At 45.4% G+C, this 18,854-nt stretch carries 14 protein-coding genes; 2 read left to right on the forward strand and 12 right to left on the reverse strand.

Annotation, left to right across the window (positions count from 1 at the left end; genetic code table 11):
- Nucleotides 1-34: 34 nt before the first annotated feature.
- From BacF7301_RS19295 to BacF7301_RS19320, 6 genes are all read right to left on the reverse strand, one after another.
- Nucleotides 35-229 (reverse strand): hypothetical protein, encoded by a 195-nt coding sequence (locus BacF7301_RS19295; protein ID WP_167965390.1) that lies wholly within the window; start codon nucleotides 227-229, stop codon nucleotides 35-37.
- A 344-nt stretch (nucleotides 230-573) separates the two neighbouring features.
- Nucleotides 574-1,524, reverse strand: coding sequence for a tyrosine-type recombinase/integrase (locus tag BacF7301_RS19300; protein ID WP_167965392.1), 951 nt, complete (start codon nucleotides 1,522-1,524; stop codon nucleotides 574-576).
- 246 nt (nucleotides 1,525-1,770) lie between these two features.
- Nucleotides 1,771-2,937, reverse strand: coding sequence for a formate-dependent phosphoribosylglycinamide formyltransferase (purT, locus tag BacF7301_RS19305; protein WP_167967252.1), 1,167 nt, complete (start codon nucleotides 2,935-2,937; stop codon nucleotides 1,771-1,773).
- 62 nt (nucleotides 2,938-2,999) lie between these two features.
- Entirely contained in the window at nucleotides 3,000-4,415 is a 1,416-nt protein-coding gene (locus BacF7301_RS19310; RefSeq protein WP_167965394.1) for an acyloxyacyl hydrolase, read from the reverse strand.
- A gap of 31 nt (nucleotides 4,416-4,446) precedes the next feature.
- The gene (locus BacF7301_RS19315; RefSeq protein ID WP_167965396.1) at nucleotides 4,447-5,070 is read right to left on the reverse strand and encodes a chloramphenicol acetyltransferase; all 624 of its coding nucleotides are present in this window, start codon (nucleotides 5,068-5,070) and stop codon (nucleotides 4,447-4,449) included.
- 124 nt (nucleotides 5,071-5,194) lie between these two features.
- Nucleotides 5,195-6,712, reverse strand: a complete 1,518-nt coding sequence (locus tag BacF7301_RS19320; RefSeq protein ID WP_167965398.1) for a DUF4301 family protein — start codon at nucleotides 6,710-6,712, stop codon at nucleotides 5,195-5,197.
- A 106-nt stretch (nucleotides 6,713-6,818) separates the two neighbouring features.
- Between BacF7301_RS19320 and BacF7301_RS19325 the strand changes: the two genes are divergently transcribed.
- Nucleotides 6,819-9,035 carry a RelA/SpoT family protein gene (locus BacF7301_RS19325; RefSeq protein WP_167965399.1) on the forward strand — a complete coding sequence of 739 codons (2,217 nt, stop codon included), beginning with the start codon at nucleotides 6,819-6,821 and terminating at the stop codon, nucleotides 9,033-9,035.
- Nucleotides 9,036-9,158: 123 nt separating this feature from the next.
- Here the strand turns inward: BacF7301_RS19325 and BacF7301_RS19330 are convergent, their stop codons facing one another.
- From BacF7301_RS19330 to BacF7301_RS19340, 3 genes are all read right to left on the reverse strand, one after another.
- Nucleotides 9,159-10,316, reverse strand: coding sequence for an MFS transporter (locus tag BacF7301_RS19330; protein ID WP_167965400.1), 1,158 nt, complete (start codon nucleotides 10,314-10,316; stop codon nucleotides 9,159-9,161).
- Between the two features lie 9 nt (nucleotides 10,317-10,325).
- Entirely contained in the window at nucleotides 10,326-11,147 is an 822-nt protein-coding gene (gene panB / locus BacF7301_RS19335; RefSeq protein ID WP_167965402.1) for a 3-methyl-2-oxobutanoate hydroxymethyltransferase, read from the reverse strand.
- A gap of 201 nt (nucleotides 11,148-11,348) precedes the next feature.
- Nucleotides 11,349-11,996, reverse strand: a complete 648-nt coding sequence (locus BacF7301_RS19340) for an HAD family hydrolase (protein WP_167965403.1) — start codon at nucleotides 11,994-11,996, stop codon at nucleotides 11,349-11,351.
- 170 nt (nucleotides 11,997-12,166) lie between these two features.
- On the opposite strand from BacF7301_RS19340, the gene BacF7301_RS19345 reads away from it, so the two are divergent.
- Nucleotides 12,167-13,534, forward strand: a complete 1,368-nt coding sequence (locus tag BacF7301_RS19345; protein WP_167965405.1) for an MATE family efflux transporter — start codon at nucleotides 12,167-12,169, stop codon at nucleotides 13,532-13,534.
- 38 nt (nucleotides 13,535-13,572) lie between these two features.
- On the opposite strand, the gene BacF7301_RS19350 is transcribed toward BacF7301_RS19345, so the two are convergent.
- The 3 genes from BacF7301_RS19350 to BacF7301_RS19360 are packed head-to-tail and all read right to left on the reverse strand — an operon-like array spanning nucleotide 13,573 to nucleotide 18,852.
- A complete protein-coding gene (locus BacF7301_RS19350) occupies nucleotides 13,573-15,891 on the reverse strand; it encodes an ABC transporter permease (RefSeq protein ID WP_167965406.1) in 2,319 nt (772 codons plus the stop codon).
- A 14-nt stretch (nucleotides 15,892-15,905) separates the two neighbouring features.
- Nucleotides 15,906-16,580, reverse strand: a complete 675-nt coding sequence (locus BacF7301_RS19355) for an ABC transporter ATP-binding protein (protein WP_167965408.1) — start codon at nucleotides 16,578-16,580, stop codon at nucleotides 15,906-15,908.
- 37 nt (nucleotides 16,581-16,617) lie between these two features.
- Complete coding sequence (locus BacF7301_RS19360) at nucleotides 16,618-18,852, reverse strand: ABC transporter permease (protein WP_245208269.1); 2,235 nt, start codon at nucleotides 18,850-18,852, stop codon at nucleotides 16,618-16,620.
- Between the last annotated feature and the right edge of the window lie 2 nt (nucleotides 18,853-18,854).

An 18,854-nucleotide genomic window follows, 5' to 3' on the forward strand; every position in this document is an offset into this window, starting at 1 on the left:
CCCTTATTTCTAACCTTAATTATATCTAATTTGTCTAATAGGGTCTTATCCCACTAATGATGCCACGTTCAAACAACTCTTCCAGTATATCCGAATCTACATTAGTTACAGCCCGCCTTCCATGTGCAAGTTTATAAATCTTCCAAGGAGAAACTTTAAACTTGATAGCCAACTCATTATAAACACCACGATGCCTTGATTTCCAAAATTTCCGAATTTGTTGTATCATATCACTTCACAATTAATTATACCATCCCTTTTCCTGTTACTTTGTAGGTAACAGAAAAACCTTTGTTCCTGCTTTTTTAGAGTAATCAGTACGGAAAACAGTCTAATTAATGATGAAATATTCTTACCCCTGCTTCCGAAGGGTAGTAGAGGGAAGGAAACTTTTTGCAAAATTCAGAGAGTAGAAGAGCTCTAAAGCAAAAATTCTATATGTTTATCGTGTCAATTCCCTTTTAGATACATTTAGAAGAAAAAAAGTCGTATTTTATTTGTTTAAATTAAGAAATATGCCCATATTTGCAGCGGAATAAAATTCCTGTTACCTACAAAGTAACAGTCTATCTATTAGGCTATTGCGCCACCGACCGACCGCTTCACAAAATCAATAATCTGCCCGTTTGCATCGTCAATTTTCTTACTTCGAAACGGCTTCAGATATGTCTCCGTCACCATTATAGACGAATGTCCCATTGCTTCGGAGATAATGCCCGGATGAATTTCACAGTAATAAGCAGTCGTAGCCCAGGTATGGCGCGCAGTATAGGAACTCAGATGGTCTTTAAGCCCTAAGAATTTCCCAAGCAAAGCTAACTGATAGTTGAAGCTGCGCAATGCCAACTGATATTCGCGGTAGGCTTGTTCCGTCCCCTCTCCGCTTTTCAAAACAGGAAACAAATAAGGAGACGCAACATCACGATTCATATGCTTCTTCAATAAAATCATTGCTTCCGGTGTCAGCGTCACCGATAACGGACGCCCTGTTTTGCGTCGGCGGTAAGTGATGACATTATCCCTCAAGTCACTCTTGCGCAAATAAGCGAAATCGACAAACGGTAATCCGCGAAGCAAGAACATCAGAATAAACCACTCTTGTGCATCTCTCATCGCAGAAGTAACAGAAGCAGTAGCCTGTCGCGGCAGACGGACAAACACTTTCTTCATGTCTTCCATATCCAACGCACGCTGACGATCCGCCCGTGTACCTGTATAAACCGAATGAAATAAATGCGGCACATATACTGCTATCCGTCTATCTATCGCACGATTATAAACCGCTCGTAAAGTACGAACATAAGTAGACACCGTATTCCAACTGCATCCACGCTCCCGAAGACTACTCTCAAAACGTTTCAACCATTCAGGCGTCAACTGATGAAACGATAACTTCTCGGAACCATGAAAAGCGAGTATTGCATTCAAGCTGCTCCTATATACATGGGCAGTCCCTAAATTCCCACTTTTCTGTAATTCCCCTGCAATCTCTCTCATAAATGAGACTAAGCTTTCTTTCTTCATTTACTTTTCTACAATAATTATTATTTACTAAATTCTTCATTTCCCACTTTATAAATGAAACAATAATTTTCTGAATATGGAAAGCCAAGCCGGATATTTTTAAATCTATAATTTATTATTTGGAGATTATTATGATTCCAACATAAAGGCGGCTCATGTTCAAGTAACATGAGCCGCCTTTTGATATGATTTCCTTAAATGAATGAGTATCCCCCCGAGAACATTGATACGGGAAATTCCGATTTCTTAGTACACCTCTACTTTTTCAGCGATTCTCTTAGCCTTATCACGCAACGCGTCGAGGTCGGAATTCAACGGAGCGTAGCAGAGCACTACTCCCATACGGCGGTTGACACGGGTAAACGGTTTGCCGAATATGCGGAGATAGGTGTCTTCTTCCTTTGTCACCTCTTCCAGTCCACGGTATTGAGGACGTTCCTGACTGGCTATCGGAGAAAGAATAACGGCACTTGCCCCTATCCGCTCCTGCTTGATGCCAGGAATAGGCAGACCGAGTACAGCACGGAGATGAAGTTCAAATTCGTTCAAATTTTGTGTTCCTGCCAATGTCACCATGCCCGTATCGTGCGGACGTGGAGAAAGTTCGGAGAAGTAAACCCCGTTTTCGTGGCTCAGGAAAAATTCCACTCCCCACAATCCTGCGCCTGTCAAGGCACGAGTTACTTTTTCCGCCATTTCTTCCGCTTCCTTCAGATGGGCGGGGTCAATATGTGCGGGTTGGAAACTTTCACGGTAGTCTCCACCTTTCTGTACATGTCCGATAGGCGGGCAGAACAAGGTAGGCCCGTTCTTTTGGGTAACGGTCAATAAGGTGATTTCGCTGTCGAATTTGATAAATTCTTCGATGATAAGCTCGCGGATATCACCACGGCTGCCACTGCATCCGTATTCCCAGGCGTGTTCGAGTTCGTCGGCACTCTTCACGAGGGACTGTCCTTTGCCGGATGAGGACATTAAAGGTTTTACCACACAGGGAAAACCGATTTTAGCGGCAGCTTCTTTCAGTTCTTCCAGTGTCTTGGCGTAGAAATATTTAGCAGTTTTCAGTCCGAGTTCTTTGGCGGCAAGGTCACGGATGGCTTTGCGGTTCATCGTGAAGTTGACGGCACGGGCACTCGGCACTACCTGGATTCCTTCTTTCTCGAAGTCGTACAGGCGTTCTGTGCGAATAGCTTCAATTTCCGGCACGATAATGTCCGGCTGGTGTTTCTTTACGACACGTTCCAGTTCTTCGCCGTTCAGCATGTCGAATACTTCAAATTCATCGGCCACTTGCATAGCGGGAGCTCCCACATAAGAGTCACAGGCAATGATATGCTGACCTTTGCGCTGAGCTGAGATTACAAACTCTTTTCCAAGTTCTCCTGAACCGAGTAACAGTATTTTCTTCATCATTTTGAGTGTTTTATATTAGTGATGCAAAATTAGTATATTTAGATGAAATACGGCTTTTTTTAATGACGTACTTTCGGATATTTATTGTGAAAGCGGAAACCAAGTCCGAGCATCAGATAATTAGGGGTCTGAAAATTCTGAAGATTGTAGCCGATATGAAGGAATGAACTCCGGGTGATATTCATCTTCAAGGCAAATACCTGGTATAAACCACGTAAATCTCCACGCCCCAATACATTCGAGCCAATACCGACGCCAATAGTGAAATAAGGCATTACGTATTCTGCACGTCCCGAAACGCCCAAGGCTAACTGGTGCTGAATTCCCGGTCTGCAGAAACGGCGTGAACCGGTATCTCCGTAGTCTGAAATGACATCTTCGATATAAACATTGGCACTGCCGTCATAGACACCATCCAACGAAACTCCGAAACGGAATTTATAATTGAGATTGTACATCGGGGCAAAGTTGAATCCCGCCACGGGATAACTGCCGGGAGAAGCAATCTGTTTTCCACTCTCTACATATACTCCTTTCCGTCGCCATGAGCCGAACATGACAAGGTCATAACTGATGTGGCGCGGGAAGCGGGGAATCAACGGAGTTACCAGTGATTTGGTCAAGTCGGATTCTTCACGGTTGAAGTTGTAGACCAGCCCGATTTTAGCTCCGGTAGTGTTCACTCCTGCATTGGGAAACTTGGTGTTTCCGTTGGAGAAATGCGTGAAGTCTCCACCGATTATCAGGTCGAAATAGCGGGAAAATGCCCAGTTCAGATAAATACCTGCATTGAGGTAAGCATTCATGCGGGAGCCGACAGCTCCGTTATAAGAATTATAATCATTGTCATACGGCTGCCATCCGGCAGAAATACCGAAATTCCATTCGTAATTGAGTGAAAGACGCGGATTGAAACGCGCGATGCGCGCGCCTTGAAACAGATAGAAAGTGAAAGGGTCACCGAGTTGTTTCTTGTCTCCAAAGGTAGTGACAGCCAAGCCGAAACCTTGATAGGCACCGCCATAGATGCGATCGGCACAGGTATTGGGACGAAATTTGAACGAATATTTCAGATGGGCGGCAAAAGACGTCTGAATCGGTTTCCACCGCTCATTCTCGCCACGCAGGAAAGGATTGGTGGGAAATACGTATTGCGGGCGGGCTTCTATGCCCAGGCGATGGATAAAGCGATGAGGAGTGTATGCCGAAACGGAATCGAATTGGTATTCCCCGTATTCCGGGAAATATCCCTGCCGGAGTCCACGGATTTCTTCCTGTAGCTTCCTGACTTCCTGCCGGAGTTCACGTACAACTTCCTGAAGTTGTTTCACATCCTGACGGGCATCTTCCAGTGTATCCTGCCGGACTTCCTGTGAATGTAAGAAAGCTCCCGGAAAAAGTAATGCCGAACAGAAGGCGTAACGGAAGGTGGTGCGGAAGGCGATGGCTTTCCATCTTGGTACTTTGAATCTCATAGACGTCTACTTTGTCTTTTTAGAACGAAGTTCATAAATCGAGGATTTCAATAAACTTGGCGACATGATAACCATCCATCAGTCCATGATGGCAAGTGACGGAGACAGGCAACAGCAGTTTCTCTCCTTCGCGGAAGTACTTTCCGGTGGAGATTTTGGGGACGCTATCGCCCGAACGCATATTGGTGGGGTGTTTCATATCTGTGAAAGTAAGCCACGGAACAGCCGAGTAATGGATGGCGTTAGGGTGGAATGTTCCCCCTTTGTTCAGTCCGGTGGTGGCTTGCAGACGTTCCATTTCGGCTTTCGCTTTGCAGATGAAGGTAAGTTCGTCCGGGTTATATTCGAAGGCCGCAAAAGAAAACGTATGGTCGGCACGGCCTACGGTGGCTTCGGGCAGAAGGCTGTCATAGCACACTACCCTATCCCCTTCGATACGGTAGCGGAATTCTTCGACTTTGGCGGCAGCGGTGATAATCCGGTGCAGCACAAGGAGGGAGAAAGATACGCCTTTGTCTTTGGCTTCCTGATACGCACGGGTGCAGTCTACGTTGACTGTCACTCCGAAAAACGGGTCGTCAAAAGCACTGAAGTGCTCGAAATGTTCTTTTCTGTTCCAGGTAGCAATATCAATGATTTTCTCAATCTGATTCATTCTAAACACTCTTTTTTAAATAGCCGGTTGCTTGTGGATGCAGAACCGCTCAAACGCAACCAGGCTGTTAGTTTGTGGGAAACGGCTGCCCGGTTTTCCCCGACCGGGCAATCGCCTTTTTGCTTTACTGATGTTGCTCGCGCAACAGGTCGTTCACCGTCTTCACCGGATTGAAGGTAGAGAGGGGAACTTCTACAAATACGGTATTCCAGTCGCTCATCGCACCGTTCCACAAGCCGGGGAGTTCGAGAGCTTTCAGGTCTTTGCCGTTCTTTGATTTGTAGGAGATGAAGCCTGTTGCCTTATCTACGTAGTTCACTAAATCGAATTTGTGACCTTTATAGTCACGCACGGCACATACCAGGTCTACCGGATTGAAGTGAGTACCGTTCTCGAACATTTCCTTCTTTTCGGAGTCATTCATGTCGATTTGCGAGCTTTCGAGGATTTGCAGGGAAATCGTTCCGTCACTGTTGTATGCAAGGAACGGGCCACCCCCCGGTTCGCCTACGTTCTTCACCATTCCGCAGACACGCATCGGACGGTTCAATTTGTTCTTCAGATAGATGGCGAGTACGGAATCTTCGAGGTCTTTCGTTTCCGGATTCTTACAGAAAAGTTTCTTTTGCAGGAACTGAAGCATTTCCATCATCTGGTCGTGCGTGTATTTGCCGCTGTCGAGCAGTTCGAGGTATTCGAATGCCTGCTTTTGCAGGGAGACAAGTACGCCGGCAATCAGTTTCTTATAAGTAACGGTATCTTCCTTCAGTTTGTCGGGGACAACGTTGTCGATGTTCTTGATAAAGATAATATCGGCATCGAGGTCGTTCAGATTCTCAATCAACGCACCGTGTCCACCCGGACGGAACAGCAGTTTGCCGTTGTCGCGGAACGGTTGGTTGTCCATATCGGCAGCAATGGTGTCGGTACTCGGTTTCTGCTCGGAGAATGTGATGTAGTAATCTACTCCGTAGCGTTTGGCAAATTCGCCGGACTTTTCTTCCACCAGTTTCTTGAAAAGTTCGCGATGCTCGGTAGATACGGTGAAGTGCACGTTGACTTTGCCGCTCTTTCCGGCTGCGTACATAGCTCCTTCGGCAAGGTGTTCTTCCAACGGAGTGCGTGCGCCTTCGGGATATTTATGGAATTTGAGCAGACCTTTCGGCAGTGCGCCGTAATTCAGGCCGGCAGTTTCGAGCAAAGCGGAAACTACGGCTTTATAGTTGCCTGCTTCGATTAATCCGGGAATGTCTTTTCCGGCTGTACGCTGGCAAGCTACGTTGAGGTCGTCATAGAAAGCAAAATCGTTGATACCGTCGAAGAATGCTTGTTCGAATTTTGTAGTCGGCGTGTCATAGTCGGCAGACAGAAACTCAAACAGGTTCTTGAACATACGGCTTGCAGCGCCCGAAGCCGGTACAAACTTCACAATGGTTTTATCCGTGGCCGTATATGCATCCCATGCTGCCAAATATGCTTTCTGCTCTTCAACGCCGGGGGCTAATATACCTTTCTCGATGGAAGCCGCAGCGTCCAGTTTCAAAAAAGGAAAACCTGTCTGGAAGCAAGCCAGTTGCTCTGCTATTTGCTCTTCCGTAATGCCTTTCCTGGCAAGCAACTCTTTGTCCTGTGTCGTTATCATAATATCTATTTTTATTAATTGATGCCCAAAAATACAAAATGTTATTTACTTCTTGCCGAATAACCAAGAAAAAAACTACTTTTACATCGAATTAACAAGATTGAATATGGACGTCTTTTTTACATCAGAGGAAAAAAAGGAGCTTTTTTCACTCTACCGGCATTTGATGCTATCTGCCGGAGACAGCATTTCCTGGCAGGATTGCCTAAAGTTAAAGAAACATCTAATCAAAGCAGCACAATGTAACGGGCTGCAACGCAATAACTTCGGGATGAATCCCGTCATCAGAGATTTACAAACGGCGGTTATCGTGGCCGAAGAAATTGGAATGAAGGGCTCGTGCCTGATTGGTATCATGCTGCACGAGATTGTGAAAGCGCATATACTCTCTATCGAAGAAGTGAATGCGGAATACGGGGAAGATGTAGCGAGCATCATCAAGGGATTGGTGAAGACGAACGAGCTATATGCCAAGAGTCCGGCGATTGAGTCGGAGAATTTCCGTAACCTGCTGCTCTCGTTTGCCGAGGATATGCGTGTGATTCTGATTATGATTGCCGACCGTGTGAACGTGATGCGCAAAATCAAGGACACGGGCAACGAGGAAGACCGAAACAGGGTGGCGAACGAGGCTGCTTATCTGTATGCTCCGCTAGCGCACAAACTGGGACTTTACAAGTTGAAATCGGAATTGGAAGATTTGTCGCTGAAATATACGCAGCGGGACACCTATTATTATATAAAGGATAAGTTGAACGAGACGAAAGCGTCACGCGACAAGTATATCGCTGCTTTTATCGAGCCTATCCAAAAGAAGGTGTCGGCAGCGGGACTGAAGTTCGACATCAAGGGGCGTACCAAGTCCATCCATTCGATATGGAACAAGATTCAGAAACAGAAAACGCCGTTTGAAGGTATTTATGACTTGTTTGCTATCCGTATTATCCTGGATTCGGAACCGGAACCGGCGAAGGAGAAGCAGGAATGTTGGCAGGTATATTCTATCGTGACGGATATGTATCAACCGAACCCGAAGCGTCTGCGCGACTGGTTGTCTATCCCGAAAAGCAATGGTTACGAGTCGTTGCACATCACCGTGATGGGTCCGGAAGGGAAATGGGTGGAAGTACAGATACGTACCCGCCGCATGGACGAAATCGCCGAACGCGGACTGGCTGCGCACTGGAGATACAAAGGTATCAAAGGCGAAACAGGCTTGGACGAATGGCTGACTTCGGTGCGGGAAGCGCTGGAAAATGCGGACAACGACTCGATGAAGGTAATGGACCAGTTCAAGATGGACCTTTACGAGGATGAGGTTTTCGTATTTACCCCCAAGGGAGACTTGTTCAAACTGGCAAAAGGTGCTACGGTACTCGACTTTGCTTTCCATATCCATAGCAAGTTGGGATGCAAATGTATCGGCGCGAGGGTGAACGGAAAGAATGTCCAATTGAAGCAGAAGCTGAACAGCGGCGACCAGGTGGAGATTATGACCTCGAATACGCAGACACCGAAACAGGACTGGCTGAATATCGTAACGACTTCCAAAGCCCGCACAAAGATTCGGCAGGCTCTCAAAGAGATGGTGGCACGTCAGCATGACTTTGCGAAGGAGACGCTGGAACGGAAATTCAAGAACCGTAAACTGGAGTATGACGAGGCGACAATGATGCGTCTTATCAAGCGTTTGGGGTTCAAGAACGTGACGGAGTTTTATCAGAAAATAGCTGATGAAGCACTGGATGTCAACGAGGTTTTGGACAAATACATCGAGCAGCAGAAGCGGGATAATGATACGCATGACGAGATTGTGTATCGTAGCGCCGAGGGATATAACATGCAGGTGGTGCAGGAAGAGACGACTTCCAAAGAGGACGTGCTTGTGATTGACCAAAATCTGAAAGGGCTGGAATTCAAACTGGCGAAGTGTTGTAATCCTATTTATGGTGATGATGTATTCGGTTTCGTGACGGTAAGCGGGGGAATCAAGATTCACAGGAAAGACTGCCCGAACGCGAATCAGATGCGCGAACGTTTCGGCTACCGGATTGTAAAGGCTCGCTGGGCAGGCAAATCAGAAGGGACGCAGTATCCTATCACGCTGCGCGTTGTGGGACACGATGATATTGGTATCGTGACGAATATCACTTCTATTATATCCAAGGAGAATGGGATTACTCTTCGCTCTATCGGCATTGACTCGCATGACGGCTTGTTCTCGGGGACGCTGACGATTATGGTTGGCGATACAGGAAGACTGGAAGCACTTATCAAGAAGCTGAGGACGGTGAAAGGAGTGAAACAGGTAAGCCGGAATTAACAACGAATTCATGTAATAAAAATAGTGACGCTATCCCATGCGGATAGCGTCACTATTTCTATAGTATAGCGTCACTATCCGGACGGTATAGTGACGCCATTTTCAAGAAGGATTTTAGCACCCTTATCTCACTTTCTTTCTTATATAATAAGGATACGTCACAATGACGAAAAACACTAAAGCTATCGAAGCTACCATCTGTCCGATATGAAGCATCTTGTCGGTATCCATATCCATGTAGCACGTAGCGGCGATACCTAAAGAGATACCGATTTCACTTGCGAGAAGATGGGTGGTGTTTGCCGTTCCACGCTGGCAGTGATGGGACAGTTTCACAAACATGACCAGGAATTCCGGCATGATAAGTCCCAGTCCGAGCCCCAGAAGTATGGAAGGGGCAACTACGGATGCAGTGACATTCAACAGGGACATAGCCAGCATTTCCAGTCCGATTCCTATAATGACCAGTCTGAGCGTTTTCTCTTTCATAAAGAACAGACGTGCCAGGAACAGGGATACGAGGTATCCGATTCCCACTCCTGCAAAGAAAGGTACGGGGATTCCCGTAGTTCCGAGTACAGAGTCGTTAAGGAAAGGATGAACAAGCGGAATCAGTAGTCCCGGCACGAACGTAATCAGAATCATATTGATGGCAGGAACCCAACTCCGCAACAGCAAGAAGCGGTCGAAGGAATAGAGCTTGGTGACAATCGGCGCGCGGAAAGGTACATAGACACCAGACACTACGAGGATTCCCGCTGCTCCGGTGATAACGGAGACGGACAGCAGATTTTGGAAGGAATAACTCTGATAGAGCCATACTCCGAGGATGATACCCAGAATCATTCCCAGGCGTGCCACCCATGAGAAACTGACATTCCCCGCACTGCGCAGTGTGGAGTTAGTGATGTCGATTGCCAGGGTGATGCCTGCTGTTGTGGCTATGCCGAATGCTAATCCCTGTACGGTGCTCAACAGGATAAGTTCCGTTATGTTGGTGACAAAAGCATAACCTACCGTTGCCGCTACCATCAGGGCAAAAGAGAATATACACACACTCTTACGTTTGTATGCATCTACGAGGTAGGCATGGAAAGGACCGATAAGGAACATTCCCAGCGTGAAAAAGAGAAAGATTACTCCTGTCTGTGCGACCGGCACTCCGAGACGGTCAGCCATCTCAACGGAAAGTACTGGGAATAACACATACAAGGATATAAACAACAGCAAATTAGCTACACATATCCGCATAAAATGTACTGTCCACAATTTAACTGCCATATAATTTGTTTAATATTGTTCCTTCTCGTTGGGGAAGTAGCAATTCTTCACGTCGGATACGTAACGGCTGACGGCATCGGTCATCACCGTGTACAAGTCGGCGTAACGACGTAAGAAACGGGGACGGAAGCCGTTGTTCATGCCAAGCATATCCTGGATAACCAGTACCTGGCCGTCTACATGACCACCTGCACCGATACCGATAATAGGTATGGTCAGCTCACCGGCTACGCGTTCGGCAAGGGTTGCCGGAATCTTTTCGAGCACGATGGCGAAACAACCTGCTTCTTCAAGCAAATGAGCATCGCTAATCAGTTTGTCTGCTTCAGCGTCGTCTTTGGCGCGTACAGTATAAGTTCCGTATTTATTGATAGACTGTGGCATCAATCCCAAGTGTCCCATCACCGGAATACCTGCACTGACAATGCGTTTCACCGTGTCGATAATTTCTTCTCCGCCTTCCAGTTTCAAAGCGTCGGCGTGACTCTCTTTCATGATGCGGATAGCGGAAGCAAGTCCTTCCATTTCGTTGCCCTGATAGGAACCGAAAGGCATATCAACGACTACCATGGCACGTTTTACACCACGTACTACGGATTTAGCGTGATAAATCATTTGGTCGAGCGTGATAGGCAGCGTGGTTACGTTACCTGCCATTACATTGGAAGCGGAGTCGCCAACGAGGATAACATCCATTCCCGCACCGTCTACAATCTGTGCCATTGTGTAGTCATAGGAAGTAAGCATAGAAATCTTTTCGCCTCTCTGTTTCATTTCAACCAAGCGATGAGTAGTTACCTTTCTTGTGTCATCTGATATATAACCAGCCATGTCTTTTTAAATTTTGAATTATAAATTAATTTTATGTATTTTGAGCTGTGTCGTTGAACACCAGCAAAAAAATCGGGGCAAAGTTATAACATTTAATTCATAACAGAGAAGGAAATACAAAAAATTCCTCTCAACCGCTCGTCAGGGATAGTTGGCGGGCGGTTGAGAGGATGGATGAAGACGTTTAAGCGCGGAACGGGGTCAACGGTGCAGCGTCAAGAGCTTATCGTAGGTCATTCCGGTAAAGTCGTCCATGATATAGTGGGCTTTTCCGGTGATAGCTTCGCGGGAGTTGGTGGTGGCGAGCCCGATAACGGTTGCGCCTGAAGTCATTCCTGCTTGCAGGCCGTGGAAGGAATCTTCAAAAACGTATGTGTTTTCGGGGGTGGATTCAAATATTTCCATTCCCAAGAGGAAACAGTCGGGAGCGGGTTTGGAACGGGCAAACATTTCACCGGTGAGGATACGGTCTACCATTCCTTTAAATTCGGGATGGGCATTGTAGACGTTCTGCATCTTTTCCTCGTTGGAGCTGGTGACTACGGCTATCTTTACGTCATGACGGCGCAGGTCGGCGATAAAGGCTTCTACACCAGGGATGTATTCGTAGGACATTTTCTTCTCGAAGACGTTAAGTTTCGCTGTGATTTCCTGCTGTGCTTCGGGAAGAGTCGAGAAGTGTTTCTCGTAGATTTGCGCCAGGGTTTGTCCCTTGATTTGGCGTCCGAAATCTTCTTCGTTCAGATATGTCAGTCCTTGTTCGTTCCAAAAAACGGTGTACTGTGTCTCTGTATCCATAATGACACCGTCGAAGTCGAACAGTGCCGCAATTGTCTTTGTTGTATTCATATCAAACTTTCTTATTACCTAAAACGTTAAACCTTGTGTATCGACGGGCGCAAAGTTCCGAATAATCATCGAATCAGACAAATTATTCGTACCTTTGCAAAGCTAAAAAAAACGTAACATACGTTTTTATCCAACAATTCTACTGGTTTATCCAACAAATCGACTGACGCATGAGCAAGAACGACCCACATATCTTAGGAAAAGAGAGTATCGGCAAACTGCTGTTACAATATTCCATTCCTGCTATTATAGGAATGACGATTACTTCTATCTATAATATTATTGATAGTATTTTTATCGGGCATGGGGTCGGCCCGATGGCTATTGCGGGATTGGCTATCAGTTTTCCGCTGATGAATCTTGTGGTCGCTTTCTGTACGTTGGTGTCGGCGGGCGGTTCTACGCTTGCTTCTATCCGGTTGGGGCAAAAGGATATGCAGGGGGCTACGGAAATTCTGTCACATACGCTGATGCTCTGTATCACGAATTCTTTCTTCTTCGGGATATTGTCTTTTATCTTTTTGGATGATATATTGACTTTCTTCGGGGCGAGTCCTGATACGTTGCCTTATGCACGTAGCTTTATGCAGGTCATTTTATTGGGAACTCCTATTACTTATACGATGATAGGATTGAACAACGTGATGCGTGCTACCGGCTATCCGAAGAAGGCGATGCTTACTTCTATGGTGACGGTGGTGGCTAATATCATCCTCGCTCCTATCTTTATCTTCCACTTTGAATGGGGAATGCGCGGAGCGGCTACGGCAACGGTCATTTCGCAGTTGATTGGTATGGTATGGGTAGTGAGCCATTTTATGAAGAAAGACAGCACGGTGCATTTTGAAGGAAAGGTATGGAAGATGAAGCGAAGAATCGTGGAGAGTATTTTCGCTATCGGTATGTCACCGTTCCTGATGAATGTTTGTGCGTGTGCTATTGTTATTATTATCAATAACAGTTTGCAGGAATACGGGGGCGATATGGCTATCGGTGCATATGGTATCATCAACCGGTTGCTGACGCTTTATGTCATGATTGTATTGGGATTGACGATGGGTATGCAGCCGATTGTCGGTTATAACTTCGGGGCACAGAAGATAGACCGGGTGAAGCAGACGTTGAAGCTGGGGATTATCTCGGGAGTGGTTATCACGAGCAGCGGTTTCCTGATTTGTGAGTTTTTCCCGCATGCAGTGTCCGCGCTCTTTACGGATAATGATGAACTAATCGGACTTGCCGTAGAAGGGCTTCGCTTGACGGTGTTGATGTTCCCATTCGTAGGGGCACAGATTGTTATCGGTAACTTCTTCCAAAGTATCGGCAAGGCGAAAATCAGTATTTTCCTTTCACTGACAAGGCAGTTGCTTTATTTATTGCCTTGCTTGTTGCTTTTCCCTAATTGGTGGGGATTAGGATTAAAAGGGATTTGGATTAGTATGCCGGTATCGGATGCATTAGCGTTTATTACAGCGGTTGTCAGTTTGATGATTTATATTAAGAAGGTGTCAAAACAACAAAATGTGATAGCAGAATAAGGCTGTTCCTGCCCTATTCTGCTTTTGTCCTGTGATTTCTATTCCGCTTTGATGCTATTCACCGGATTCTCATTGGCAATATGCCATGCTTTCAGAACAACACAAATTACAATCAATAATTGAACAGAAAGGGCTGTGCCTACAAAAAGCAACGGATTCAAATCAATCTGCTCGGCAAACTGGTCGAGCCATGCCTGTCCCGCAAAATAAGAGACAACTGTACCTATCAGGATAGAAATTACAGAAACATACAAGATGTCACGTGTCAGTAGCCGCAGGACGTGGGAAGCCTCAGCACCGTTCACTTTCCGGATAGCTATCTCCTTGCTGCGGCGTTGGGTTTCGTCGTTCACGTAGCCTATCAGTCCCATGATGACAATCAACAAAATAAAGCCGGAAGTAATCCAGACGGAATTACGGAAGCGGTACACATTCTTATATATGTCTTTCACCATGCTGTCTACTAAGACAAAGCGTAAGGATACATTCGGGAAGGTACTTTCCACAAATTCGTTCAGACGTTTCAGGTTTTCGTCATAAGGTTCTTTCAGACGGACATCGAACGCATGATTTGCATTCTCATCTCCTATCAGGACGATAGGAGATTGAGACGCATAAAAGCTGGTGTTGCGAATGTCACGAAAAACACCCACAATCGTTCCCTGAACATCATTCAACTTTTTACCTACTGCCCCGTCCGTCCATTTCATCAGACGCACCAGTTCCTCATTTACCAGCAAATCATCCTGCTTCTTTATCGTAGTTCCTTCAATTATCTTGATTCCCATTACTTCGGGATAATTATAATGGCAAGAGTTAAAATTCAGTGTAGCAATGCGTTTGCCGTCATTTCCTATCAGTCCGCGCGTCCAGTACTCACCAAGTACGCCATTTATGGCAACCGTCACTCCTTCCACCATCGGCTGACGACGAAGTTCATCTTTGACATGCTCTACCGATTCTTTGGGAAGCCATGTTTGTGCCTGGGCCAATCCGGGCACGACAATCCCCATGTCCCGGTTCATCAAATGACTATACTGCAATAAGGTGACTAACAGCAACCCCAAGACAAAAGAAACCCCTGTAAATTGCACAAACAACAACGAACGTTTCCAGCCTTTCTTCCCGTCAGTATAACGACGGAACACTTGCGTGACAGGAATACGTGAGAACAACCGCCCCGGTATGCCGCCTGCCAAAATGAAAAGCACGAAGACAGTAAGTAGCGGCACCCACAACGTTTCCCAAGTAAAAAGTGAGGAAAGACGTACGGAAAGCAAGTCTTCAATCAAGCCACGTGTATTAATTATCAGCAAGAAACTAAGCAATATGGAAATGATAATAAGTATTCCCGTCTCTGCCAAAAACATATTGAAGATATTTGCCGAACTGGCTCCATTGCACTTATGCACTCCTACCCCTTTCGCACGACGGCTCAATGTGGCAATGGATATAAGCATATAATTCATAATAGCCACAAAGAAGATAGCAAAGCCTAGAAATCCGTAAATAACCAACCGTTTCTGCACATCGGGAGAATCCAAATGACGTTTCACTAACGGAATGACACTAAATTGCGTTTTCCAACCATCAAATTCCAAAGAGGTATATTTCCCAATCACCCGCTGGATATTAGCGTTCACCTTATCAATATCCGAAACATTGCGCAAGCGAAGGAACGCATAAAAAACATCATTCCCGTTCCAGCCGGCTCCCGCGTAATATCCCCCATTCTGATAGATGGAAATTACGAAGTCATGAGTAAGCATCGTGTTTTCCGGTACGTCCTTGTATATGCCGCGAATGGTCAGTTCTTCTTGTTTCTGAATAGAAAGTACTTTCCCGACAGGATTTTCATCTCCGAACGTCTCACGGGCAAAATGCTCTGACACAAAAACACTTCCGGGCATAATCATGTCTTTCGGATTTCCTTTCAGTACAGGGATGCCGAAAGTCTGAAAGAAACAGGTATCTGCATAGATGTAATTTATGCCGGACAAAAGTTTGTCTTCCTTATAGATATTAGCGCCACCAAAAGGAAAGACACAACTGGCCATTTCTATTTCATTTGGCATATCCTGCGCCAAAGTAGCGGCTGTCACATCAAAGACGGTATAGTCATAACTGGTTCCACCCTCATCACCCGCTGTCTCACCTGTGCTGGAGTTGGTTACCTGACAACGTACGAGTGCCAAGCGTTCCGCGTCCGGATAGCATTGCTCATAATTTAGCTCGAAAGCTATCTGCGAGAAAAGCAGAATACCAATGGTAAGCCCTAAAGAAAGGGAGATTACCCTTATGATATTCGACCCTCGTTCACGCAATAATGTACGTATAGTATAGTAGATTTGTCTCATTGCTGATGTACTGTTTATGCCGTTACACTTGCTACGATACTTCCGTCGAATAAATGCACAGTACGATGAGCAAAGCTTGCATCGTGTTGTGAGTGGGTCACCATAATAATGGTAGTTCCTTCCTTATTCAGTTCTGTCAGCAGATTCATTACTTCCGCACCGTTCTTGGAGTCAAGATTACCCGTAGGCTCATCGGCAAGGATTAATTTAGGATTGGTCACTACGGCGCGGGCAATGGCTACACGTTGTTGCTGACCACCGGAAAGTTGTTGGGGAAAGTGCTTAGCGCGGTGACTGATATTCATTCTTTTCAGAATGTCTTCTACCATGCAGCGACGTTCGGATGCCTTAAGCCCCAGGTAAGTGAGCGGAAGTTCTACATTCTCATAGACATTCAGTTCGTCTATCAGGTTGAAACTTTGGAACACGAAGCCTAATTTACCCTTGCGCACATGAGTACGTTCCTTTTCTTTCAGTCCGGCAACTTCCTGCCCCATCAACTGATACGAACCTTCGGTGGGATTATCCAATAGTCCGAGGATATTCAACAAGGTGGATTTGCCACACCCCGAAGGTCCCATAATGGCTACAAATTCTCCTTCTTTCACTTCAACATTGACATGATTCAATGCGACCGTCTCTACTTCGGAAGTACGGAATACTTTACTGACGTTTTCAATCTTAATCATAATCTCTTTATTTTTATTATATTTCAATATATCACAGTTATTCATTTGCAATACTATTCACCGGATTTTCATTAGCCACATGCCATGCTTTAAGTATGACACATACCCATATCACCACTAATACAAACGCCACGACTCCTGCAAATGCCCCAATACCCGGATTCACAGAATCGCTAAATTGCTGCAACCACTTCATGCCTGCCCAATGAGCCAGTACTGCACCAACAAGTGCCGCAGGAAGTGCTGTCCACAATATGTTTGTAGAAAACAATTTCAATATGCCGAAAGTATCCGCACCATTCACTTTACGAATAGCTATCTCTTTTCTACAAAAGCGGATTTCATCGCCTACATATCCCAATAATCCCATCAACGCTATAAAGAATATAGAAATCGAAGCCAAAAGTACTGCGTTCCGAAAACGGGTAATATCCGTATATTGGGCATCTAATTTCTGAGTCAGTGAATAAAAGACAAAATCATCTGTTGGGAAAGTCTCTGCCATCAATTCATTCAGCCTTTTCAAGTTATCATCAAACGGCTCTTTTAAACGGATATAGTGAAGCCCGGGGTTTGAATCACTCCCACTTCCCAACAACAATACCGGATATTGAGGATGATACACACTTTGAACAGAGAAATTCTTCATTACACCAACAATGGTTATCTCTTTACCCCATACGGATAATTGCTTCCCGACCGGTTCGTCCGTCCACCCCGCCTGACGTACGAATTCTTCATTCACCAAAGCTTCTTTCGCAGATATCACATTCTTACCATATAGTATCTGTATCCCCATCATAGGTACAAAATCATCTCCTATCCATTCCAACCGGCCTTGAATAGTCCGCCCTTCCCCAACACTAAACTCATCCCCAGCCCAACCAGACCAGATAGGTTGCCGCGCCACTCCATATTCCTCAACCATAGGCAGGTTCATAAAGAAGCTCTTTGCGTTTTGCCGGTCACTCCCGAACTTATGCCAACACATAACGACACGTTCCGGACGGTATCCCAAATCCTTATTCATTGCCATCCGGTATTGGAGAAATACAACCATAAGGAAACTCAAAATAAAAGTCATGCCAACAAATTGGATAAACAATAACGGACGTTTCCAAGAAGTTTTACGTTCGGCATAACGGCGAAAGACTTGTGTCACAGGAATAGACGCGAATATGCTTGCCGGCATAACTCCCGCTAATATAAAAACTGATAGAAGTACAACCATAGGCACCCAAAGCGTTTGCCACGTAAAGAGCGAACTTAAACGTATCGCAATGATTTCTTCTACAAATTCCCGAAACTGAAATATAAGCAACGCAGTCAGTAACACAGAAATTAAAAGAATAAAAGCTGTTTCTGTCAGAAACATCCTGAAGATATTACTATCAGTCGCACCACAGCATTTATGCACTCCGATAGACTTAGCCCGCCGGGCTAAGGACGATACAGCAATAAGTACATAATCAAAAGCTGCAACCAACAAAATGACAACGCCCAATACCGACATCATTAGTATCATGAGCCGGACTGTCGGATTGGCAGTATGAAATTCTAATAATGGACGGAAAGAAAAGCTATTGAATTTCTTTTTATTATTAGAGGAATCAGCCATATACTTTTTAAGCATATCAGGTATTCGCGTCTCTACCGCTGCTATATCTTTATCCGGTTCGCGGAAACGAATAATCGACATATAACTAATATCGCTCCCCCACCCGCCACGAGCCTGATTCCACAACTGGCTCATCGGAGCCACTACGTTAAAATGTATATCCGTATTTTCTCCCACATTTTCAAAAATACCACGTATCATCATCGGTTCTTTACGGTCGACAGACAAAGTCTTACCTATGACACTCTCAAGACTTTTCCCTTCTCCTATTTTTTCTGCCAACGAACGGGAAATGAATAAAACATCAGGACGGACCAGCTCTTCTGCCTTACCCGCTAACAGCTTCAAACCCAATGTGGAGAATAAATGCCCGTCAGCATATATCATAGGTTCCGTCAAACGGACGTTGCCATTATAAAAAACATTAGTCCCCATATCTCTCAATATTGTAGCATCCTCCACTTCTTCCGGGAAATTATCGCGCATAGCAGCAGAGAAGGGACCATAAGTATAAGGACCATCCATATATGCAACATATAGCCGTTCGGGTTGAAAACAAAAATTGTAATAGCTCAATTGAAACTTCACACACGAAAACAGCAGAATACCAACAAATATCCCTAAAGTCATCGAGATAATTTTGATACTATTCATAC

It is taken from the genome of Bacteroides faecium, from assembly GCF_012113595.1.
In the GTDB taxonomy this organism is placed as follows: Bacteria; Bacteroidota; Bacteroidia; order Bacteroidales; family Bacteroidaceae; genus Bacteroides; species Bacteroides faecium.